Annotated in this window: 20 protein-coding genes and 1 tRNA gene; 9 read left to right on the top strand and 12 right to left on the bottom strand. The window is 65.9% G+C overall.

The window, feature by feature from the left end; all coding sequences use genetic code 11:
* Positions 1-49: 49 nt before the first annotated feature.
* Genes ACZ1G8_RS06460 through ACZ1G8_RS06445 form a run of 4 tightly spaced genes read left to right on the top strand, consistent with a single transcriptional unit; the run spans position 50 to position 3,973 of the window.
* Positions 50-1,447, top strand: a complete 1,398-nt coding sequence (locus ACZ1G8_RS06460; protein WP_472681094.1) for an amidohydrolase — start codon at positions 50-52, stop codon at positions 1,445-1,447.
* On the top strand, positions 1,444-2,733 hold the full coding sequence (locus tag ACZ1G8_RS06455) for an amidohydrolase family protein (protein ID WP_472681093.1): 1,290 nt from the start codon (positions 1,444-1,446) through the stop codon (positions 2,731-2,733). The genes ACZ1G8_RS06460 and ACZ1G8_RS06455 overlap by 4 nt, the downstream gene beginning before the upstream one ends.
* A 14-nt stretch (positions 2,734-2,747) precedes the next feature.
* Positions 2,748-3,239 (top strand): FKBP-type peptidyl-prolyl cis-trans isomerase, encoded by a 492-nt coding sequence (locus tag ACZ1G8_RS06450; protein WP_472681091.1) that lies wholly within the window; start codon positions 2,748-2,750, stop codon positions 3,237-3,239.
* A gap of 59 nt (positions 3,240-3,298) precedes the next feature.
* A complete protein-coding gene (locus ACZ1G8_RS06445) occupies positions 3,299-3,973 on the top strand; it encodes an NnrU family protein (RefSeq protein ID WP_472681090.1) in 675 nt (224 codons plus the stop codon).
* Here ACZ1G8_RS06445 and ACZ1G8_RS06440 read toward each other — a convergent pair.
* The 9 genes from ACZ1G8_RS06440 to rpe all read right to left on the bottom strand — a co-directional run bounded on the left by ACZ1G8_RS06440 (position 3,970) and on the right by rpe (position 13,632).
* Positions 3,970-4,395, bottom strand: a complete 426-nt coding sequence (locus tag ACZ1G8_RS06440) for a hypothetical protein (RefSeq protein WP_472681089.1) — start codon at positions 4,393-4,395, stop codon at positions 3,970-3,972. The two genes, ACZ1G8_RS06445 and ACZ1G8_RS06440, sit on opposite strands and share 4 nt — an antisense overlap.
* Positions 4,396-4,397: 2 nt before the next feature.
* Complete coding sequence (locus ACZ1G8_RS06435; RefSeq protein ID WP_472681087.1) at positions 4,398-5,195, bottom strand: crotonase/enoyl-CoA hydratase family protein; 798 nt, start codon at positions 5,193-5,195, stop codon at positions 4,398-4,400.
* Positions 5,192-6,010 (bottom strand): alpha/beta hydrolase, encoded by an 819-nt coding sequence (locus ACZ1G8_RS06430; RefSeq protein WP_472681085.1) that lies wholly within the window; start codon positions 6,008-6,010, stop codon positions 5,192-5,194. Before ACZ1G8_RS06430 ends, ACZ1G8_RS06435 begins: the two co-directional genes overlap by 4 nt.
* Entirely contained in the window at positions 6,007-7,929 is a 1,923-nt protein-coding gene (dxs, locus tag ACZ1G8_RS06425) for a 1-deoxy-D-xylulose-5-phosphate synthase (protein ID WP_472681084.1), read from the bottom strand. The genes ACZ1G8_RS06430 and dxs overlap by 4 nt, the downstream gene beginning before the upstream one ends.
* A 76-nt stretch (positions 7,930-8,005) precedes the next feature.
* Positions 8,006-8,473 (bottom strand): Fur family transcriptional regulator, encoded by a 468-nt coding sequence (locus tag ACZ1G8_RS06420; RefSeq protein ID WP_472681082.1) that lies wholly within the window; start codon positions 8,471-8,473, stop codon positions 8,006-8,008.
* 37 nt (positions 8,474-8,510) lie between these two features.
* Positions 8,511-9,191 carry a peptide-methionine (S)-S-oxide reductase MsrA gene (msrA, locus tag ACZ1G8_RS06415; RefSeq protein WP_472681081.1) on the bottom strand — a complete coding sequence of 227 codons (681 nt, stop codon included), beginning with the start codon at positions 9,189-9,191 and terminating at the stop codon, positions 8,511-8,513.
* Positions 9,192-9,431: 240 nt separating this feature from the next.
* Entirely contained in the window at positions 9,432-11,018 is a 1,587-nt protein-coding gene (gene purH / locus ACZ1G8_RS06410; protein ID WP_472681079.1) for a bifunctional phosphoribosylaminoimidazolecarboxamide formyltransferase/IMP cyclohydrolase, read from the bottom strand.
* Positions 11,019-11,026: 8 nt separating this feature from the next.
* Positions 11,027-12,973, bottom strand: a complete 1,947-nt coding sequence (locus ACZ1G8_RS06405) for a heparinase II/III domain-containing protein (protein WP_472681078.1) — start codon at positions 12,971-12,973, stop codon at positions 11,027-11,029.
* Positions 12,970-13,632, bottom strand: a complete 663-nt coding sequence (rpe, locus tag ACZ1G8_RS06400) for a ribulose-phosphate 3-epimerase (protein ID WP_472681077.1) — start codon at positions 13,630-13,632, stop codon at positions 12,970-12,972. The genes ACZ1G8_RS06405 and rpe overlap by 4 nt, the downstream gene beginning before the upstream one ends.
* A gap of 138 nt (positions 13,633-13,770) precedes the next feature.
* Here rpe and ACZ1G8_RS06395 point away from each other — a divergent pair, with 138 nt between their 5' ends.
* The 5 genes from ACZ1G8_RS06395 to ACZ1G8_RS06375 all read left to right on the top strand — a co-directional run bounded on the left by ACZ1G8_RS06395 (position 13,771) and on the right by ACZ1G8_RS06375 (position 18,475).
* Entirely contained in the window at positions 13,771-14,043 is a 273-nt protein-coding gene (locus tag ACZ1G8_RS06395; RefSeq protein WP_472681076.1) for a PqqD family protein, read from the top strand.
* A 54-nt stretch (positions 14,044-14,097) separates the two neighbouring features.
* A complete protein-coding gene (locus tag ACZ1G8_RS06390; RefSeq protein ID WP_221551029.1) occupies positions 14,098-14,235 on the top strand; it encodes a hypothetical protein in 138 nt (45 codons plus the stop codon).
* Positions 14,236-14,263: 28 nt separating this feature from the next.
* Positions 14,264-16,147, top strand: coding sequence for an asparagine synthase-related protein (locus tag ACZ1G8_RS06385; protein WP_472681074.1), 1,884 nt, complete (start codon positions 14,264-14,266; stop codon positions 16,145-16,147).
* Between the two features lie 42 nt (positions 16,148-16,189).
* Positions 16,190-17,857, top strand: coding sequence for an ABC transporter ATP-binding protein (locus tag ACZ1G8_RS06380; protein ID WP_472681072.1), 1,668 nt, complete (start codon positions 16,190-16,192; stop codon positions 17,855-17,857).
* 120 nt (positions 17,858-17,977) lie between these two features.
* The gene (locus tag ACZ1G8_RS06375; RefSeq protein ID WP_472681070.1) at positions 17,978-18,475 is read left to right on the top strand and encodes a DUF2141 domain-containing protein; all 498 of its coding nucleotides are present in this window, start codon (positions 17,978-17,980) and stop codon (positions 18,473-18,475) included.
* On the opposite strand, the gene ACZ1G8_RS06370 is transcribed toward ACZ1G8_RS06375, so the two are convergent.
* The 3 genes from ACZ1G8_RS06370 to ACZ1G8_RS06360 all read right to left on the bottom strand — a co-directional run bounded on the left by ACZ1G8_RS06370 (position 18,466) and on the right by ACZ1G8_RS06360 (position 20,576).
* A complete protein-coding gene (locus ACZ1G8_RS06370) occupies positions 18,466-19,374 on the bottom strand; it encodes a hypothetical protein (protein ID WP_472681069.1) in 909 nt (302 codons plus the stop codon). The genes ACZ1G8_RS06375 and ACZ1G8_RS06370 overlap by 10 nt on opposite strands.
* The gene (locus tag ACZ1G8_RS06365) at positions 19,371-20,402 is read right to left on the bottom strand and encodes a diacylglycerol kinase family protein (protein WP_472681068.1); all 1,032 of its coding nucleotides are present in this window, start codon (positions 20,400-20,402) and stop codon (positions 19,371-19,373) included. Before ACZ1G8_RS06365 ends, ACZ1G8_RS06370 begins: the two co-directional genes overlap by 4 nt.
* 97 nt (positions 20,403-20,499) lie before the next feature.
* Positions 20,500-20,576 (bottom strand) — tRNA-Arg (locus ACZ1G8_RS06360).
* Positions 20,577-20,616 lie beyond the last annotated feature (40 nt).

The following is a 20,616-nucleotide window of genomic DNA, read 5'->3' as shown; positions in this document are numbered from 1 at the left end:
ACGGGCCGGGGCAGCAATGCTCCGGCCCGTTCTTTGATTGGGGGACTGCATGAAGAAACTTGCCCCGCTTGCGCTCGCCGCAAGCCTCGCCGCCTGCTCAACCGCCGATGCCAAGCCGGACGTCGCGTCCGCTTCCGACGGCGCTTCGGACAAGGAATGGAGCGCGCCGGTCGGCAAGGACGGCCGCGAGCCCTTCCCGTCCACCTACACCCCCTATCCCGGACGCCCCACCGCGCTGGTCGGCGCGGTCGTCTACGATGGTACCGGCGGGCGGATCGACAATGGCACGGTCCTCTTCCGCGACGGCAAGGTCGTCGCAATCGGCGACGCCTCGCTTTCGACCGACGGCTACGACCGCATCGATGCGGCGGGCAAGTTCGTCACGCCCGGCGTGATCGACATCCACTCGCACCTCGGTGACTATCCCAGCCCGCAGGTCGACGCGCATTCGGATGGCAACGAAGCGACCAGCCCGACCACTCCCGAAGTCTGGGCCGAGCATTCGATCTGGCCGCAGGACCCGGGCTTCTCGCGCGCACTCGCCAATGGCGGCGTGACCAGTCTGCAGATCCTGCCCGGCTCGGCAAACCTGATGGGCGGGCGGGCCTCCACGCTCAAGAACGTGCCCGCGCGCACCGTTCAGGGGATGAAGTTCCCCGGCGCGCCCTACGGCTTCAAGATGGCCTGCGGCGAGAACCCCAAGCGAGTCTACGGCAACCGCGGCCGCATGCCCTCGACCCGCATGGGCAACTTCGCGGTCAACCGCCAGACCTGGCTCGATGCCGTCGCCTATGCCGAAGGTGACCGCGACAAGCGCGACCTAGCCAAGGAAACGCTGGTCGGCGTGCTCGACGGCGACATCCTCGTCCACAACCACTGTTACCGCGCCGACGAGATGGCGCTCGTCATGGATATGGCCAAGGAGATGGGATACCGCGTCTCGGCCTTCCACCACGCGGTCGAAGCCTACAAGATCGGCGATCTGCTGCGCGAGAACGGCGTGTGCAGCGCGATCTGGGCAGACTGGTACGGCTTCAAGATGGAAGCCTATGACGGCATCCTCGAAAACGCCGCCTACCTCCAGCGCGAGGATGCCTGCGTGGTCATCCACTCCGACGATGCGAACGGCATCCAGCGCCTCAACCAGGAAGCGGCCAAGGCGCAGGCAGCAGGCCTTCGTGCAGGTATCGACATTCCCGATGCGACGGTGATCTCGTGGATCACGCTCAACCCGGCCAAGGCCATGGGCATCGACGGCATGACCGGAAGCCTCGAGACCGGGAAGATGGCCGACGTGGTGCTGTGGAACGGCGATCCGCTGAGCGTCTATTCGAGGCCCGAAAAGGTCTGGATCGACGGTGCGCTGATGTTCGATGCGATGGACCGCAAGCGGCGGCCGGTGAGCGATTTCGAGCTCGGCCAGCCCGGTGAAGGAGATGTGAAATGAAGCGCGCCCTGACCCTTGCCGCCGGGATGGCTGCCCTCGCAATGACCAGCCCGCTGAGCGCACAGGATTTCGTGATCACCAATGCGACTGTAGCCAAGGGTGATGGCAGCGAACCGATGACCGATGCGAGCGTGATTGTCCGCAATGGGCGCATCGTCATGGTCGGACAGAACGTCACTCCGGATAGCGAGCTGCCCGTCGTCGACGGTACAGGCCGCTGGGTCACGCCCGGCCTCTTCGCCACGGTCACCACGCTCGGCCTTTGGGATGTCGGCGCGGTGAGCGAATCGAACGATACGCGTGCCGGGGATTCGCCTTTCAACGCAGCTCTCGACGTGAGCCGCGCGATCAATCCTGCCTCGCAGCACATCAAGATCCACCGCGCCGCAGGCGTCACTCGTGCGGCGACGCTGATGGGCAGCACCGGCTCGATCTTCGGCGGGCAGGGCGCGCTGATCGATCTCGGCGCCGATCCCGATCCGGTGACCAAGGCCCGTGCATTCCAGACCGTGCGCCTCGGCGAAGCGGGCGCGAGGCTTGCGGGCGGCAGCCGCGTGGCCAGCTATGTCGAATTCGCCAATGCCCTGCGCGAAGCGCGCGAGGCGGCGAACGGCCGCTGGGATGCTGAAAGCGCCATGCTCACCCGCGCCGATGCAGAGGCGCTGGTTCCGGTCGTGACCGGGCGCCAGAAGCTCTACGTCATGGTCGAACGCGCCGCCGATATTCGCGGCGTGCTGGACCTCAAGCGCGAATACCGCGCACTCGACCTCGTGCTCGTGGGCGCGAGCGAGGGCTGGATGGTCGCCCCCGAAATCGCCGCTGCAGGCGTGCCGGTGATCGCCGACGGCCTCGACGACCTGCCCAGCAGCTTCGAACAGCTCGGCTCCACCCAGTCGAACATCGGCCGCATGGTCGCGGCGGGGGTGAAGGTGGGCATCAACGCCTCGGCGATGGAGAACCCGCGCAACCTCAACCAGTATGCCGGCAATCTCGTCGCGCTGACCCGCGTTCCGGGTGCCGACGGGCTGAGCTGGGGCCAGGCCTTCGCCGCGATTTCCTCCGTCCCTGCAGAGATTAGCGGGATGGGCGACCAGGCAGGCGTATTGAAGCCTGGCGCAGCGGGCGATATCGTGATCTGGGACGGCGATCCGCTCGAAGTGGGCTCGGTGCCGACGCAGGTCTATATCGACGGGGTTGCGCAGCCGCTTGAAAACCACCAGAGCCGCCTGCGTGACCGCTATCGCGACCTCGACGAAAGCGATCTTCCCAAGGCTTACGACTGGTAGGAACGATTAACGACATGCGCAGCACGCTGATCGCGCTCGGCGCGGCATTTGCAGCGGTGGGCTTTGCCGCCGCGACCGCACAGGACGGCGGGCCCGACCGCTCGCAAGACATTGCTTGGATGAGCGCGCAACAGGCCTATCTCGCCGGACTCAAGGCCGAGGACGGCTGGTACACGATGGATGGCGGGCTGCGCTGGCGCTACGTCAGCTATGCCGGGTCGGATGTGAAGCCGACCGTCGAGGACCGCGTGACCGTCCACTACGCGGGCACCTTCATCGACGGCGAGACCTTCGATTCGAGCTACGATCGCGGCGAGCCCGTGACCTTCCCGCTCGGGCGCCTCATAAAGGCCTGGCAGATGGCGATCCCAGAAATGGGCGTGGGCGACACGATCGAGATCGCCGCGCCTGCGGACCTAGCCTACGGGCCCAAGGGCAAGGGCCCGATCCCGGGCGGAGCGACGCTGAAGTTCAAGGTCGAGCTGATCGGTATCGAGGGGCGCTGAGCCGCGCTTGCCGACCGGCGCTTTTGTGATAGCCTCCCGCTGACCAAGGGGAGGTTGTCATGGATCCGCTCGTTTCGCTTGTCGCGGCCTCGCTGGCTTTTGTCGGCACGCATTTTGCCCTTTCGCATCCACTGCGCGCACCGCTTGTCAAAGCGGTCGGGGCAGGCGGTTTCAGCGTGCTCTACAGCATCGTCGCGGCGGCCTGCATGGCGTGGATGTACTTCGCATTCGTCGCTGCACCTTCCGGAGGGCTGGGCGGGACCGGGGAGATCGGCTGGATCGTCTCAACGATCATCACCCTGCCCGCACTGGTACTTTTCCTCGGATCGCTCATCGGCAATCCGGCCCTGCCCGCGCCTGGCGCAGAGAAGCTTGCCGCGCGCGACCCGAAGGGCGTGTTTGCGGTTACCCGCCACCCGATGATGTGGGGCTTCGCGCTCTGGGCGATCTCGCACCTCGTGCTGTGGTGGAGCTGGCGGACCAATGTGGTCGCGCTCGCCATCCTCGTGCTCGCGCTGGTCGGTGCGCGGATGCAGGACCGCAAGAAGGAAGTGCTGATGGGCGAGGCATGGGCAGAGTGGGAAGCCAAGACCAGCTACTGGCCGAAATGGGGCAAACTCCCGGGCGCAGGCCTGCTGCTATGGGTCGCCGGCATCGCTGCCTGGCTCGGGATCACCTGGTGGCACATCGGTGCGGGCGGCATTCCTGCCGGTATCTGGCGCTGGGTCGGTTAGGCTTTCGGAGAGCGGTCGAGCCACTTTCCATAATTACGAAGCGTCGGCGGCCAACTTTCGGGCCAGTCGGCGAGATTGCTTTCGTGGAATCCCTTCAGCTGGGCGTACTCGCTCGGCCAATCAAGACTCCACTCTTCGTCATCAATCGGCAAGTCTTCGACAAGGTCGTCATCCGGATGCGGAGTGAGCGATGACGGCAATCCGTCCATTGCTCTGTCCCACAGGAAAAGGGCGGTTCGCTCGGAAACGTCCTGCGTCATCATGGCGAGGAATTCCTCTTGCGTCGGGCTCGGACGACGAGCGGCGGTTCGCATGATTTCACGGGCAGTGTTTCGCCACGCAATTGTCCCGACTACAATGGCCAAGATCCCCACGAACAGGGTCGCGAAGAGCCAATCGGGCATATCCAACGCCGCACCCAACACTACCGGCCGGTGAACCTCGGCGCGCGCTTCTCGATCAGCGCGTCGACGCCTTCCATGTGATCCTGCGTCGAGTGCATCAGCGCCTGCGCGTTGGCGGCCATTTCGAGCGCGGCATCATAGGAAGTCGAGCGTCCTTGCCGCATGAGGTTCTTCGCCTGCCGCAATGCGTGCGGGGGCATGGCGGCGACCTTGGCCGCAAGCGCTTGCGCCTTGCCCATCAGCTCCTCGTGCGCGGCGACACGGCTCACCAGTCCCCAGTCGAGCGCGGTGTGCGCGTCGATCACATCGCCGGTGTAGAACAGCTCGGCCGCGCGCGCTTCGCCGATGATGCGCGGGAGGATCCACGTACCGCCATCGCCCGGGATGATGCCGAGCTTGAGGAAGGTCACGCCGAACTTCGCCTTCTCGCTCGCGATGCGCATGTCTGCAAGGCAGGCCAGATCGCAGCCGAGACCGATTGCGGGACCGTTGACCGCGGCGATCAGCGGCACGCGCAGCGAGTAGAGCGCGCGCAGGATCTTGTGGATGTTGTTGCGGTAGCCATCGGCGATTTCCGGCGCGGTGCCGCCGAAATTGCCGGTCTTATCTTTCATCGCCTTGATATCGCCACCGGCTGAGAAGGCCCGTCCCGCCCCGGTCAGGATCGCGCAGCGCACGTTCATGTCGGCGTTGATCGCATCGCAGGCCTCGGCAAAGGCGTCGCCATCTCCCGCCGCGCCGAGCGGGTTCATGCTGTCGGGCCGGTTTAGCGTCAGCGTGGTGACATGGTCGACGGTTTCGATCTGGAGCAGGCTCATCGCTCGGTGCCTCGCGTATTCAAAGTATCGAGAAAGGACAGCACGGCCTCTTCGGCCTCGTCGTGCCAGGCAAGGTCGTGTCCCTTGCCTTCGAAGATGACCAGCTTCGCATCATCGCGCAACCGGCCCAGCTGGCGCGAATGCGTATCGGGGATCAGCGTGTCTGCATCGCCATGCAGCAGCAGGACGGGCGCATCGATGCCGGTGATTTTCTCCGCGTTCTCGTAGCGGTCGCGCAGCAACAGGCCGCTCGGGACCCAGCGCATCTTCTCGCCCACGAGCTGCCTCAGGCTGGCGAAGGGCGAGATCAGCACGAGCGCCTGTGGCGCCTGCTCGCTGGCCATCTGGACCGCAACGCCCGAACCGATCGAATTGCCGATCATGACGACATCCTCTGAGGGGATGCCACGGTCCGCAAGGAAGGCGAGCGCCGCACGTCCGTCGCGGTAGAGGCCTTCCTCGCACGGCGTTCCGGGATTGCCGCGATAGCCGCGGTATTCGGCGGCCAACACCCCGTAGCCCGAGGGCACGAGCCTGTCCGTCGCCACCACGCTCGACACCCAGTCGGCGCCATTGCCATGGAAGTAGAGGATGGTGGGCTTGCCGGGTTCGCCCGCACGGTATCCGGCGGCAAGGTCGAGCCCGTCGCTCGTGCGGTAGGCGACCTGCTCGAACCCGCCGGTCGGGGACGTGAGCGCCGTGGGCGCGGGATAGATCAGCCGCCCCTGCTGCGCCCACAGCAGCGCCAGCACGATCAGGTAGGCTACGATTGCGAGGCCGACGATCCACATGAGGACGCGGACCAGTCGGCTCAAGCGCGCGCCTCTTCCACGCCTGCTGAATTGTGGCGAAGCGCGCCGAGCACCGTGTCGACGATATGCGGCGCGTTGAGGCCCGCCTCGTCATACTGCTTGGCAGGGTCGTCCTGATCCTGGAAGACATCGGGCAGGCGCATGGTGCGCACCTTGAGCCCGTTGTCGGTCAGGCCGCTGTCGCTGGCGAAGGTCAGGACGTGCGCGCCGAGGCCGCCGACGGCGCCTTCCTCGACCGTCACCACGACCTCGTGGCTGCGCATCAACTTCTCGATCAGCTCGGTGTCGAGCGGCTTGGCGAAGCGCATGTCCGCGACCGTGGTCGAAAGGCCCTTGGCCTCGAGCTGGTCGGCAGCCTTCTTGGCCTCTTCGAGGCGCGCGCCGAGCGAGAGGATCGCGACCTTGCTGCCTTCGCGCACGATGCGGCCCCTGCCGATTTCGAGCTTCTCGAGCTGCTCGGGTATTTCGACGCCCGTGCCGCTCCCTCGCGGATAGCGGAAGGCGATCGGCCCCTCGTCATACTCGGCAGCCGTATAGGTCATGTGCGCGAGTTCCGCCTCGTCGGCGGCGGCCATCACGACCATGTTGGGCAGCGTGGCGAGATAGGTGATGTCGAAGGCGCCTGCGTGCGTGCAGCCGTCGGCGCCCACGAGACCGGCGCGGTCGATTGCGAAGCGCACGGGCAGGTTCTGGATCGCCACGTCGTGCACCACTTGGTCGTAGGCGCGCTGGAGGAAGGTCGAATAGATCGCGGCGAAGGGACGCATGCCTTCGGCGGCAAGCCCTGCAGCGAAGGTGACGCCGTGCTGTTCGGCGATGCCGACGTCGAAGGCCTTGTCGGGATGCGCCGTGGCGAATTTGTCGACGCCCGTGCCGGAGGGCATCGCGGCGGTGATGGCGCAGATGCGCGGATCGCCGTTCGCGAGCTTGGCGAGCGTTTCACCGAAGACGTTCTGATAAGCGGGCGGGCCGCCCTTCGATTTCTTCTGTTCTCCGGTGACGACGTCGAACTTGGCGACGCCGTGATACTTGTCGGCGCTGTTCTCGGCGGGCGCGTAGCCCTTGCCCTTCTTTGTCACGACATGGATCAGGACCGGGCCCTGTTCGCTGTCGCGCACGTTTTCGAGCACGGGGATGAGGTGGTCGAGATTGTGGCCGTCGATCGGGCCGACGTAATAGAAGCCGAGTTCCTCGAACAGCGTACCGCCGGTGACCATGCCGCGGGCATATTCTTCAGCCTTTTCGAGACCGTGGTGTACGCGGCGGCTGAGCTTCTTCGACAGGCGCGAGGCAAGGCTGCGAAGGCCGAGATATTCGCTGCTCGATACGGTTCGCGCGAGATAGGCCGAAAGACCACCGACCGGCGGCGCGATCGACATGTCGTTATCGTTGAGGATGACCACGAGGCGATTGCCCGCCTGTTCGGCATTGTTCATCGCCTCATAGGCCATGCCCGCGCTCATCGCGCCGTCGCCGATCACGGCAATGCCGCGGCCGGGCTTGCCCAGCATCTTGTTCGCCATGGCAAAACCGAGTGCGGCGCTGATCGAGGTCGAGCTGTGGGCAGCGCCGAAGGGATCGTATTCGCTCTCCGCCCGCTTGGTGAAGCCCGAAAGGCCCCCGCCCTGGCGCAGCGTGCGGATACGGTCGCGGCGACCGGTCAGGATCTTGTGCGGATAGCACTGGTGGCCCACGTCCCAGACAAGCTTGTCCTCGGGCGTGTTGAATACGTAGTGGATCGCGGTGGTCAGCTCGACCACGCCGAGCCCCGAACCGAGGTGCCCGCCGGTGGTGCCGACGGCGTCGATCATTTCTGCGCGCAGTTCGTCAGAGAGCTGGCGAAGCTGATCTTTTTCAAGCTTGCGGAGGTCGTCGGGGGTGTTGACCGTGTCAAGCAACGGGGTCTGGGGGCGTTCACTCATACGAATGCCTTACACGCGGTTTTCGAAACTGTCGATGAACGGTTCGTCGACAAAAAAGCACGCCCTATCGACCAAATTAGGCGGCGCAATCGTCGCACAGCCCGCGCAGCTCGATCACCGGGCGCACGTCGGTAAAGCCGGCATCCTTGCCCGCTTCGCGCAATGCGCCGGTCACGCGCTCGTCATCGAGGTGGCGCGCCTTCCCGCAATCGTCGCAGATCAGGAAGATGCAATCGTGGCGGCAGCCCGGATGCGTGTTGACGAGATAGGCGTTTGCGCTCTCGATCCGGTTGGCGAGGTTGTTGCGCACGAACAGGTCGAGGATGCGGTACACGCTGTTGGGCGCCACGCGCTTGCCGCGCGCTGCCGAAAGGTTGTCGGCGATGTCATAGGCGCTGGCCGGCTTTTCGTGCCGCGCGAGCTCTTCGAACACGGACTGGCGCATGCCCGTCCACTGTTCGCCCGCATCGGTCAGCGTGTGACGGGCGGCATCGATCAGATCCTCGCCCGAATGTTCCTTATGTGCGTGTGCGTGTCCTGCCATGCGCGAGAGGTAAGCCCGCGCGGGGCGCTGCGCAAGGTCAGTCGCGCTTGAACTCGGCGCGGTAGAGCGAGGGATAAAGCCGCTTCAGCGCGGCTACCTTGGGCGCATCCCAGCGCACGATGTAGCCGTGGCGCGGGTTCTTGTCGGCGAAATCCTGGTGGTAGGTCTCAGCCGGATAGAATGTGCGCGCAGGCTCGATGCTGGTCACGATAGGCTTGGACCAAAGCCCGCTCTTTTTGAGCTGCGCGAGATAGGATGCGGCGACCTTGCGCTGTTCAGCCGACAAGGGAATGAGCTCGGCATTGTAATGCGCCCCGCGATCGGGGCCCTGCCGGTTCTTGAGCGTGGGATCGATGACCACCGAGAAGAAGATGCGCAGCAGTTGGTCGTAGCGAACGACCTTCGGATCGTAGACGACCTTCACGGCCTCGACGTGGTTGGTCGCGCCTGCAGAAACCAGGCTATACTTGGCCTCGCGGCTGGTGCCGCCGTGATAGCCGGAAACGGCGCTCGTCACGCCCTTGGTATGGCTGAACACGGCTTCGACGCCCCAGAAGCAGCCACCTGCGAAGATGGCGGTCTTGAGGCCGGCGCCCTCGTTCGCCTTGCGCGCGGCAGCCGGCGCCTCGACCACCTTTTCGGCGGCAATGGCGGGCTGCTGGCAGGCGCTGGTAGTTGCCAGTGCACCTGCGGCAAGGAGGAGGGCAATTCGACGCATCAGACGATGGCCGCGATCGTGGAGACGATTTCGACTCCGTTCGAGAAAGCGACGATAATGGCGCCGGCGAGGAAGCCGATGCCGAAATTGCGATAGAGGTCGGGGGTAAAAAGGCTCATGTTGTGTTCTTTCGCGGGAATATCCCACGTGGTTACACGCCGCCCAATTGCAACGTGCTGAATGCGATTGTTGTGAACGGTTCAGCCGATCAGTCGGCCGTTCCGCAGCTCGGTCACCCGATTAGTGCCGGAAGTGTCGCATTCCGGTAAACACCATGGCGAGATTCTGCTCGTCCGCCGCCGCGATCACTTCCTCGTCGCGGATCGAACCGCCCGGCTGGATGATCGCAGTCGCGCCCGCCTCGGCAGCGGCCAGCAGGCCGTCGGCAAAGGGGAAGAACGCATCCGAGGCCACGGCGCTGCCAACGGCGCGGCTCTGCTCCCAGCCATACTTCTCGGCAGCCTCTGCAGCCTTAATCGCGGCGATGCGCGAAGAATCGCGGCGGTTCATCTGGCCTGCACCGATGCCCGCGGTCGCGCCGTCCTTGGCATAGACGATCGCGTTCGACTTGACGTGGCGCGCCACGGTCCAGGCGAAAAGGCAGTCCTTCAATTCCTGTTCGGTCGGCTCGCGCTTGGTCACGACCTTGAGATCGGCCTCGGTGATCGCGCCATTGTCGCGCGTCTGCACCAGCAGGCCGCCGGTGATCGGCTTGACCATCAGCCCGCCGCGGCGCGGATCGGGCAGGTCGCCGGTAACGAGCAGGCGCAGGTTCTTCTTCTTGGCGAAGGCCTCGCCCGCCTCGTCCGAAACGGACGGCGCTATCACGACTTCGGTGAAGATCTCGCAGATCGCGCGGGCGGTCTCACCGTCGAGCTCGGTATTCACCGCAACGATGCCGCCGAAGGCCGACACGCTGTCGCAAGCGAGGGCCTCGTTCCATGCCTCGATCAGCGTCGAGCCTTGCGCCACACCGCAGGGGTTGGCGTGCTTGACGATGACCACCGCCGGTTCCCCGCCCGCGAATTCGGCGCAAAGTTCGAGCGCGGCGTCGGCATCGTTGTAATTGTTATAGCTCAGCTCCTTACCCTGCAGCTGCTCGGCTTGCGCGATGCCTTTGCCGTGCGGGCCGCTGGGGGTGTAGAGCGCCGCCTTCTGGTGCGGGTTCTCGCCATAGCGCAGCTCGACCGGTGCCTTGCCGTTGACCGCGAGGAAGTCGGGGAAGAGCTGCTGCTGGTCGGCGAAAGCGAACCACTGGCTGATCATCGAATCATAGGCCGCCGTGGCTGCGAAAGCCTTGGCCGCGCACTTGCGGCGGAAGTCGAGCGAGGTCGCGCCGCTCGCTTCGAGCTCGCCGATCAGCGTGTCGTAATCGGCCGGATCGGTGACGATGGTGACAAATGCGTGGTTCTTGGCCGCGCTGCGCACCATGCTGGGGCCGCCGATATCGATATTCTCGATGATTTCGTCGCGCTCGGCGCCGCGCATCACGGTGGCTTCGAAGGGATAGAGGTTCACGACTACGAGATCGATCGCTCCGATCGCATGCTCTTCCATGGCAGCGGCGTGTTCGGGATTGTCACGTACGGCGAGAAGGCCGCCGTGGACCATCGGGTGCAGCGTCTTCACGCGGCCGTCCATCATCTCGGGGAAACTGGTGAGATCGGAGACGTCCTTCACCTCGAGGCCCGCCTCGCGCAGCGCCTTCGCGGTGCCGCCGGTCGACACCAGTTCCACGCCTTTCGCGGCCAATGCCTTGCCCAGGTCAACCAAACCGCTTTTGTCGGACACCGAGAGAAGCGCCCGCTTGATCGCCACGTCTGCCATTGAAACTTCTATCCCATTTTCTTGAGCAGCCAGGGGAAGCGTTCCCCGCTGCGAGCGGCCATGCCTTCGACCACGATCTGCTGCACGGCGTGCGGACGGCCGTGGCCATCGACCCACAGCGAATCCTCGAGCGTGCAGTGCGCCTCGCCGCTAGTGCCTGCGAGGCGAAATTGCCAGTAGCTTGCGTCGGGAAGGGCAAGGTGCACACCATGTCCATCGTCGCTCACCCGCGCCTCGATCCCGCGACCGAGATGGAAGCGCATGGCGAAACCGATCTTGCCGCGCTTGCCCTTGCGAGTGGAGGGTTCGAGCACGTCCTCGCCGCGCAACTCGCCGCCATCGTCCGACAGGATCAGGATGCGGCGGTGAAGCAGGCCGAAGCGCGAGGCATAGCCATTATGGACCGCCTCGAACCTGGTCGCCTTGCGCGCTCCCTGCTCGATGGTCTCGCGCGAGAAATCGACTTCCTCGACACCCTTGCCCACCTGCCCGTGGAGGAGGACGGCGGTGGAGTTGGTTTCCTCCAGCACCAGCGTCGAATGGGCGGAGGTTCCGCGCAGGCCCTGCTCGATCCGCGCCGGAACCAGCGCGCCTGCAAGCTCCGCACCGCCGCAATTGACGATGATCCGCTGTGCGCGATGCGAGAATTCGAAGGCGAGCGTCGAGGCGCAGGCATGGCGGGCATGGCGCGGCTTGGGCGGCGGCGCGGCGTCGAACACCAGCACGCCGTCCTTGCCGCGAATGCGCTGGTAACCCCAGTGCCGCGATTCGAGCATCGGGCGGCTGCGCACGCCGCTGGCAGTGACCAGCGCGTCGAGAGCTTCCTCGCTCATCGCCGCAGAGCCGTGCCAGCTGCCCAGTCCGCGATCGCCCATGCGCAGCGAAAGAAGCGCGGGCACGAGCAGGCCGAGGATCGATTCAATGCCCTGCGGCGGCTCGCGGCCGACGGCGGCGTAGCAGGCGCGCAGGTCGATCAGCAGCGCAATCGCTTCGGCCTGCGCACTCGGGCTGCGCGACAGAACGCCGCCGTCGTCGCTGACCAGTTCGCCAAGAGAGCGCAGCAGGCCCGCCTCTCCATAAAGACGGCGCGGCTTGCCATCGGGCATGAGGAGGCCTGCGGCGGTGATCGCCGCCCAGCCGCAAACCTGCGCCAGCCGGTCGTTCTCGCTCGCGACCTGCCGGTCCAGCCAGCGCGCAGTCGTCTCCATCGCCTCGAGCATCGCAGGCTTGTGCTTCTCGCCCTCTCCGATGAGCAGGATCGGTGCATGGACCAGCCAGTTGAGCAGCCTCAGGCCAGCCAGCTCGACGCTCCAGGCCGGACCCTTGCCGACCTGCGGATTGGCCTTGAGCCATGCGGCAAAGATCGGACCTGCCGTCCCGGCGCATTGCGCGCGCGTCGCGCAGGACGAGAGATCGCGCATCCAGAGAAAGCCGTGCACCGCCCGTACGAAGGGCGGGGTGAGCTTGGACGGCGAATTGTAGTCGATCTTGTCGAGCGGAGCCTTGAGGCCGGCGACCTGCATCTGTCCCGCACGCAGCGAAATGCCCGCGATCCTGTCGCCTGCAAGCGGCGTCTCGACGGTGCCGAGCAGGCGCGGCTTGGCCGGTTTGCGCAAGGGTGCAGCGAGGATCGGCCCCGGGATGCCGAGCCGGTAGCCCCACCGCATGACGCTTTCGATCGGGCCGGTGCGCGGCAGGGCGAAATCGGCCGGCACCAGTGCGCGCGCAGGTTCCAGCGGCTCGGGCTCTGCATCATTGGCAGGCGGCGGAACGGGCCTGCGCTGCGGAGCCGGCTCCGGCGGAACTTCAACTGCAGGTTCCTCGACCTGAACCTCGGGTTCGTCGGCGTCGACGACGTGGGGTTCGGGGTCGTCGAACAAGGGCAGCGCGACCTGCATCTCGTCGGCCGCGTCCTCGCGCGCCGCGTTCAGCAGGTCGGAGTGCCCCTCGCTCATCCCTGTCCCTTCAGGGCAGCTATGTTGCTCGCATACTTCTCCGGCCCGCCGCGGAAAGTGGCCGAGCCTGCGACCAGCACGTCGGCGCCCGCATCGACACACAGCGGCGCGGTAGTCGGATCGACGCCGCCATCGACTTCGAGCCGGATGTCCTTGCCGCATTGATCGATCATCTTGCGGATCGCCTCGATCTTGCGGAGCTGCGAATGGATAAAGCTCTGTCCGCCGAAGCCGGGATTGACGCTCATCACCAGCACGAGGTCGACTTCCTCGATGAGGTAGTCGAGCATCTTCGCAGGCGTGCCCGGGTTAAGCACCACACCGGCCTTCTTGCCGAGGTTCTTGATCGCCTGGAGCGTGCGGTGGATGTGCGGCCCCGCCTCGGGATGCACCGTGATGATATCCGCGCCTGCATCGGCAAACGCTTCGAGATACTGGTCCACCGGCGAAATCATCAGGTGGACGTCGAAGGTCTTCTTCGTGTGCGGGCGCAGCGCCTTCACCACCGCCGGGCCGATGGTGATATTGGGCACGTAATGCCCGTCCATCACGTCGATGTGGATCCAGTCGGCACCCGCCTCGTCGACGGCACGGACCTCTTCACCAAGGCGCGCGAAATCGGCCGACAGGATCGAGGGGGAAATAAGCGGAGCGGTCATGCGGTGCAGCCTTGGCGCGGGTCGGGAAGCTGGCTCGCGGAAATACCCTTCTCCACCGAGGCCCCACAAGCTTGCGCACAGGCTTATCCACGAGTGCCGAGGCTTGGATTGGCTGGCAGGCCCGTCTAGAAGCCTCGCATGGTCGCACTGCGCAAGCTCTCGGAAAATTTCGTCGCCACCAAGGTGGATGACGAGATACTCATCGTCGATCTCGACGGGGGCGAGCTGTTCTCGCTCAAAGGTACCGCGCGCAGCGTCTGGGAAGCGATCGACGGCAAGCGGAGCGAAAAAGAGATCGCGGCGGAAATGGCCGAGCAGCACGAGGGCGATAGCCAGGCCATAGCCCGCGACGTTTCCGAGTTGATTACCCAGCTCGAAGCTGCATCTCTGGTTGCGCATAGCGGACAATAGCGCCTTGGACGTGACGGAGCGGTTTGCTATCGTTGCACCAAAGGAAATGTGACGATGCGCAAGAACGATACGAACGGGACGCCGAAGAAGCCGCAGTGGGAGAAGCCCTCTTTCGAACGGCTCGGAACTATCCGTGACATCGCCGGGCCGGTCGGTTCGGGCTTCCAGGCCGGACCCAACCGCCGATCCTGACCAGTCGTCGCACCGGCAGCCCCCTTCGATGATCGCGGCCGCTTGGCTTGGACGAGGGCTGGAGCCGCCGAGGCTCGAGGCCATCGGCAGGGCCGTTGCTGAAGGCAAGAACTGTCACCCAACGCACCAAGATTGCCTCGGCTTCACTCTCTGGGGTGAAGGTTCGCAATTTGAGCAACAAAAGCGGACGGTCTTTTTCGGGCGCCTCGACAATGCCGCGCAGTACGCCGCCGCGCTTGGCCTCAGTGCCAGCGCAGCACCATCGCAAATCTACGATGCCGCGCTCGAGCGCTGGGGCGACGAGGCCGACTTCAAGCTCGTTGGCCACTATTGCGCGATCACGGTCGAAGGGCCGCAGCGTCTGAGGCTCGTCCGTTCGCCATGGACCGCGCCGCCCCTGCATTTTGCCGCGCGCAGGGACTGCCTCGTGGCCTCGCCACTCCTGGGCGCGCTGTTTGCCGCGGGCGTGGAGAAGCGCATCGACTGGGATCATCTCGCCGACCAGCTCGCCTACGACCACCACGATTGCCAGCCGCGTGGCTGGTTCGAAGGCATCGGGCGCGTGCCGCTCGGCAGCCGGGTGCGCTGCAATGGCGCCGACTGGCAGGTCGAGCGCTATTACGATCCGGTCAAGGTGCCGCGGGTCGAGCTGCCTTCGGACGAGGCCTATGTCGATCGCGGCATCGAGCTGCTGGACGAAGCAGCGGGCCATGCGCTCTCCGGCGTGAGGGCCCCCGCCATCATGCTTTCCGGAGGTCTCGACAGCCCGCTCGCCGCCGCTGCCCTGCTTCGCCAGCTTCCCGGCGACGCGGTGCTGCACAGCTACACTTTCGGGCCGGTCGCCGGTTGGGACGGAGCGTCTCCACAAGGCACATTCGGCGACGAGCGCAAGCGTGTCGAACGCTTCGCTTCAATGCATCCCCGGCTGCAGGCGCATTTCCCCGATCCGGGCGCAGGCGGGCACGACCACCGCCTGCGCGACCTGCTCGCGCGGTCGCAGGTGGCCAGCGTCAATGTCGCCAATATCGGCATCTTCCATCCCTTGTTCGAGGCGGCGAAGCGGCAGGGCCGCGATGCCATGTTCACCGGGTTGCACGGCAATTTCACGATCAGCCTCGATGCCGACTGGGCGCCTGCAGAAGCACTGCGGCGCGGCCGCTTCCTCAAGCTGCGCCGCCTGCTTGCCGATGCGCATGAGGACGAGCGGCATTCGGCCCTGCGTCGCCTCTTGTCGAAGGCGGTCTTGCCGAATCTGTCCGACGGCATGCAACGCGCCGTCCGCAAGGCCTTCCACCCCGAACGCTTCGGCGATCGCCCGATCGGATCGCTGCTCAGCGAGGCGGCCACGAAGAGCTGGCGCGAGCGGGCGGCACGGCGGCGCTCGCAATCGGTGTTCGACGAGGCGACAGTCTCGGCCAGCCGCGAGGAAGCGATCCGCTGGATGTGGGCCAGTGCCGACAGCGGCGAGGATGTCGACCTCGGCCTGGAGCGGCTTCACGGCATCACGCACCGCGACGTCACTGCCTATCGCCCGCTGTTTGAATTCTGCCACGGCCTGCCCACCGACCAGCTTCGCCGAGGCGGCACCGACCGTTTCCTCGCCCGCCGCATGGCAAGGGGCATGATGCCCGAAGCGCAGCGGCTCGAGCGCAGGCAGGGCCGTCACAACGCAGACTGGCACGCCCGCATCGGTGCACGCCGGCAGGAACTCATCGCGCAGGCCGATGCGATCCGCAGCCACGGGCAGCTTTCCGAAATCCTCGATATCGACCGGTTGCAGGGCCTGCTGCGCGACTGGCCGGAGGCGACGCCCGAAGACCTGGCGGACCGCCTCCCGCGCGAGATGGGCATCACCCGCGCTCTCACCGCGGCGGCCTTCGTGTCGTATACCGAGCAGCGCAATGATTTCTGAGCGCCCTTTGCGGCGCTGCCTTGCTGCGGCATAGGACCGGCGATGGCCTTCGACCGGACCCTTCCCGCACTCCTGGCGATCGGCACGCGCGCTGCCACCGTGCGGGTCCTCCTCCTCTCGCTGCTCGGCGCGGCGAGCGAGGGCATCGGCTTCGTCCTCCTCGTCCCGCTGATCGCGCTCGCGGCACAGGGCGGAGAGGTGGCCGCACTGCCTTTCGCGCTGCCTTCGCTATCGCTCGGAGTGCTGCTCGCGGTTTTCGTCGTTCTGGTGATACTGCGCTCTGTCGCAGACGTCGCGCGGGCGCTGGCCGAACAGGATTTGCGCGCGCGCATCGTCGACGGGCTCCGCATCCGCGCTCTCGATGCGCTACTTAACGCCAACTGGCGCTGGGCGATGACGCGGCGGCGCGGAGAGAGCGAGGCTCTGCTGGTCACCAATGTCGACCGGGCAGGCTATGCGGTGGAGATGGCGGCACGGCTCGTGCGTCTTGCCTTTGCGCTCCTTGCGCTGGCACTGGCTGCCATGCTGGTTTCGCCCGCGGCAGCGCTTACCGGAGGAGGAGCAGCCGCCTTCGTCCTGCTGCTTTATCGCCCGCTCATCCGGCGTGCCCGCGCGCTGGGCGAGACGCTCTCGCGCGGATACGACCTCCTCTATTCGCGCCTCGGCGAGACCTTGGGCGCGCAGCGCATCCTCAAGAGTTTCGGGCGCGAGGCACAGGCGTCGCAGGAGCTGTCGGAGAGCCTGCGCGAACTTCGTCGCACCGAATTCGCCTTCGTCCGTGACAGCGCGATCGGGCAGGCGGCCTTGCACATTGGGGGCGCGATCATGGCAGCGGGCCTCGCCTGGCTCGCGCTCGAACTGCTCGAGCTGGAACTGGCCATCGTGCTCGCGCTGGCGGCGATCTTCGTGCGCGCGCTGCCGCTCGTCGGCTCGCTCCAGTCGGCCATGCAGGGCTGGAGCCATGCCTCACCCGCGATCGCCGATGGACTTGCCATGATCGAGGCGGCGAGCGAGGCGGCAGAACCGGTTTTGGACGGCGACGCCCCTCGCCTCGCGCAGCGGATCGAACTCGAAGACGTGAGTTTCTCGCACCAGCCGGGAAGGCCCGCGCTCAGCGGCATAAGCCTGCGGATCGAGGCGGGCGAGATGCTAGCGCTGACCGGGCGCTCCGGGTCGGGCAAGAGCACGCTGGCCGATATCGCGGCGGGGCTGATCGCGCCCGACGAGGGGTCGATTTCGATCGACGGCGCGAAGCTCGGCGAGGGCGCGCGGCGCGCCTGGCGGACCCGCGTCGCCTATGTCCAGCAGGAGCCGGTACTCTTTTCCGGCACGGTGCGCGACAATCTCCTCTGGGCGAAACCCGATGCGAGCGAAGACCAGCTCCGCGCGGCATTGAAGGAGGCTGCAGCCGATTTCGTCGAACGACTACCCGAAGGCCTCGATTGCGACCTCGGCGAGGGCGGCAAGGCGCTTTCGGGCGGCGAACGGCAGCGTATCGCGCTCGCCCGGGCGCTGCTGCGCGATCCCGATCTCATCGTGCTCGACGAGGCGACGAGCTCGGTCGATTCCCAGAGCGAGGAGGCGGTCGGCGCCGCGCTCCATGCCATGGCGGGCAGGCGCACCGTCCTTGCGATCGCGCATCGGGGCCTGCTCACCGAAATCGCCGACAGGGTCGTGCGGCTCGAACAGGGGCGGCTCGCCTCCGGCTGAACACCGAATTCAGCCGCAATTCAGCGCATTTCCCTATAACGCATGCCAGATCGCGGCCTTGAATCGCCGCACGGGATGCGCATCTGCGCGTGCCGACACGTTGAACATGGGGCTAAAACGATGAGCACGAAACTTGCAGCCCTCACCGGTAGCGCAGCCATCGCCCTTGCGGGCCTGTCGCTCGCCACGCCGGTAGAGGCGCAGTACCGCGAGAAGATCACGCACGACACACAGCGCTGCGATGCCGGCGCGGGTCCGGCCGTGTGGGTGACGATTACCGACGTGAAGCGGAGCGAAGGCACGATCCGCATCCAGTCCTATCGCGCGACCAAGGAAGACTGGCTCAAGAAGGGCCGCTGGATCTACCGCATGGAGGCTCCGGCCAAGGCCGGCACGATGCGCTTCTGCATGCCGCTGCCCGCATCGGGCCACTATGCCATCGCAGTGCGTCACGACCTCGACGGTGACGGAAAGACCGACCTGTTCGGAGACGGCGGCGCCATGTCGAACGATCCGAGCATCAACATCTTCAACCTCGGCCGCCCGAGCTACAAGAAGGTGGGCTTCGATGTCGGCGAGGATGTCGAGAAGATCTCGATCCGGATGCGCTACCGCTGATCCTTCGCTGCGCGGCGCCGGGCGCGCCATAGCTCCCATGCCGCACCCGGCATGGCGAGCAGAGGGTGGTTCTCCCGGAATTCGGTCACTTCGAGTTTGATGCCGGTGTGCCGTTCCAGCTTCCAAGCGCCGTAACGCGCGGCCCCTTCGAACGTGGTCGTCGCCTTGGCCAGCCGCAGGATATTGAGCGGCTTGCCGAGCCTTTCGCGTGTGCGCCAGCGCGAAAGGACCGACTTGCGCTCATCCGACGCGAGCTGCGGCGAGAGCTGGCCACCCTCTTCCCCGAAGGCGAGTCCGGCAGCTTCCCACGCCTGCGGCAGCAATCCCTCGAAATGCTCGCGATTGACCGAGAGGATCGAGTCCTCGCGCCCGGCCTTCTCGACGCGGAATTCGGCGCGATAGGTCGCCTGGAACAGCGCGCGCCAATAGTCTTCCGCCCTGCCCGATGCAGGCCCCAGTGCAGCAGCGAAACGCGCAGCCGTCATCGAGGCATCGGCGATAGCCCCGTGCACGCGATCACGCGCAGCCTCGTCGGCTGACCAGATGAGCGCGCTCGGCTGGACGAAGCGCGTCCAGATCGTGGTGTCGCGGCTGTCTCCGCGCGCCGCTTCGGCGAACTTGGATAAACTCATGGTGGCGATCTTGGCGCGCAGCGTCTCGCCGCCATGTTCCCACTCGCGGTAGCTGACCTTGGGCCAGATTCTTTCGGCCTGCTCGCCGGGCAGGAGCACGTAGAAATCGAGCACGCCCTCGAGCGATCCGGTGCGCAGGTTGGAGCCGTAGAAAAGGACAGCCGAAGCGCCCGCCTCCTCGCCCAGCATGCGTGCGTAGGCCGCGACTTCATCGCGCACCTCGCGCCCGAGCGATTGCGCGATCCTGTCTTCGAGCCTGCCCGTCACCCGGCGACGAAAGTCAGTTCTGGGCCCTGCTCGACGCGGTAGCTTCCCGCAGGGAAATGCTCGCCGTCGAGGATGAAGGGCGCATCGAGCGTGATCGCAAAGCCCTTTGCCGAAAGATGGTGCAGACCGGCTTCGGCCAGCCATTCCGGGTGCCAGCCGGCAAGGATCGCCGGTACCGAGAAGAGCACGCGGCGACGGGGCGCATCGAGGATCAGCAGGCGGATATCACCCTGCCCCTTGCCGAACAGCTTGATGTCGAGCGGCATGGTCATGAGCGTCGAAGCGAGGATCAGCGTGCGCCGCTCCGTATCGCCATGATGCGAATGCGGCATCGGCTCGCCCGAGGGCAGGTAGTCGAGCTTCATCTGCGCGCCGCGGCGCCAGACATTGGTGTCGCTACCGAAAAGCGCCTGCACCACGCCCCAGGCGCTGGTGACGCCGACCGCGATCGAGTTGAAAAAGCCTGCGCGGTGCGCATCCTGTCCCGCCTCGACCCCGAGTGCAAAGGCACCGGCGCCGAAGATGAAACCGAGCATCGGCGGATCCTCGCTGCCCGCTGCGCTGACCGCGAGCGGGCGGCGGATGACACGCTTGCCGGTTTCGGAATTCTCGAAGGAGGCGATGGCTTGTGCCAGCGAGAAGTCCCGCGGGCTGCCGAGATCGACGTTCAGCGCATTGGTCTTGCCGCGCGGAAGCACCGCCAGTTGCGGCCAGCTGTCGCCGAAGACGGCCTGTCCCATGGTGAGAACGTCGCGCACCGTGCCGTCGCCGCCGCTGATGACCAAGAGGCCGATGCCCTGCTCGGCGAATTCGGCGAGCGCGATGGCAATGTCGCGGCGCGTCTGCGGGCGGGCAATGGAGACATTGTCGCGGCCACCATAATTGGGCACGCGGTCCTTGTTGTGATGGCTGCGCGTATTGAGGATCACCCCGATCCGCTGCAGGTGCGCGGGCCCCTCCGGAGCGCGCACGACCGCCGCCTTCGCTTGTTCAGGCAGGTCTTCGAACTGGTAGATCTTGCGCTCCATGGCTTTTTCTCGGCGTCGATCTAGGACGTTTCGTACGATTTGGCGAGTGCGACGAAACAATGACACGAGGGAGCGCGCTGGCGATATCGCGAAAAACTGGCGCACCCGACAGGATTCGAACCTGTGGCCTCTGCCTTCGGAGGGCAGCGCTCTATCCAGCTGAGCTACGGGTGCATGCCGTGGCGCGGGCGCTTAGCAAGGCGGGCGCGCCGCT

The sequence above is a fragment of the Qipengyuania sp. BR81-2 genome (assembly GCF_055693895.1).
The sequence above is the reverse complement of the archived record's forward strand: the minus strand, read 5'-3'. Positions and strand labels throughout refer to the sequence as shown.

What these genes read in the sequence shown, in the direction of transcription:
- ACZ1G8_RS06460 (WP_472681094.1), top strand. Translation starts at nt 50, where the DNA reads ATGAAGAAACTTGCCCCGCTTGCGCTCGCCGCAAGCCTCGCCGCCTGC.
- ACZ1G8_RS06455 (WP_472681093.1), top strand. Translation starts at nt 1,444, where the DNA reads ATGAAGCGCGCCCTGACCCTTGCCGCCGGGATGGCTGCCCTCGCAATG.
- ACZ1G8_RS06450 (WP_472681091.1), top strand. Translation starts at nt 2,748, where the DNA reads ATGCGCAGCACGCTGATCGCGCTCGGCGCGGCATTTGCAGCGGTGGGC.
- ACZ1G8_RS06445 (WP_472681090.1), top strand. Translation starts at nt 3,299, where the DNA reads ATGGATCCGCTCGTTTCGCTTGTCGCGGCCTCGCTGGCTTTTGTCGGC.
- ACZ1G8_RS06435 (WP_472681087.1), bottom strand. Translation starts at nt 5,195, where the DNA reads ATGAGCCTGCTCCAGATCGAAACCGTCGACCATGTCACCACGCTGACG.
- dxs (WP_472681084.1), bottom strand. Translation starts at nt 7,929, where the DNA reads ATGAGTGAACGCCCCCAGACCCCGTTGCTTGACACGGTCAACACCCCC.
- ACZ1G8_RS06420 (WP_472681082.1), bottom strand. Translation starts at nt 8,473, where the DNA reads ATGGCAGGACACGCACACGCACATAAGGAACATTCGGGCGAGGATCTG.
- msrA (WP_472681081.1), bottom strand. Translation starts at nt 9,191, where the DNA reads ATGCGTCGAATTGCCCTCCTCCTTGCCGCAGGTGCACTGGCAACTACC.
- purH (WP_472681079.1), bottom strand. Translation starts at nt 11,018, where the DNA reads ATGGCAGACGTGGCGATCAAGCGGGCGCTTCTCTCGGTGTCCGACAAA.
- ACZ1G8_RS06405 (WP_472681078.1), bottom strand. Translation starts at nt 12,973, where the DNA reads ATGAGCGAGGGGCACTCCGACCTGCTGAACGCGGCGCGCGAGGACGCG.
- rpe (WP_472681077.1), bottom strand. Translation starts at nt 13,632, where the DNA reads ATGACCGCTCCGCTTATTTCCCCCTCGATCCTGTCGGCCGATTTCGCG.
- ACZ1G8_RS06395 (WP_472681076.1), top strand. Translation starts at nt 13,771, where the DNA reads ATGGTCGCACTGCGCAAGCTCTCGGAAAATTTCGTCGCCACCAAGGTG.
- ACZ1G8_RS06390 (WP_221551029.1), top strand. Translation starts at nt 14,098, where the DNA reads ATGCGCAAGAACGATACGAACGGGACGCCGAAGAAGCCGCAGTGGGAG.
- ACZ1G8_RS06385 (WP_472681074.1), top strand. Translation starts at nt 14,264, where the DNA reads ATGATCGCGGCCGCTTGGCTTGGACGAGGGCTGGAGCCGCCGAGGCTC.
- ACZ1G8_RS06380 (WP_472681072.1), top strand. Translation starts at nt 16,190, where the DNA reads ATGGCCTTCGACCGGACCCTTCCCGCACTCCTGGCGATCGGCACGCGC.
- ACZ1G8_RS06375 (WP_472681070.1), top strand. Translation starts at nt 17,978, where the DNA reads ATGAGCACGAAACTTGCAGCCCTCACCGGTAGCGCAGCCATCGCCCTT.
- ACZ1G8_RS06365 (WP_472681068.1), bottom strand. Translation starts at nt 20,402, where the DNA reads ATGGAGCGCAAGATCTACCAGTTCGAAGACCTGCCTGAACAAGCGAAG.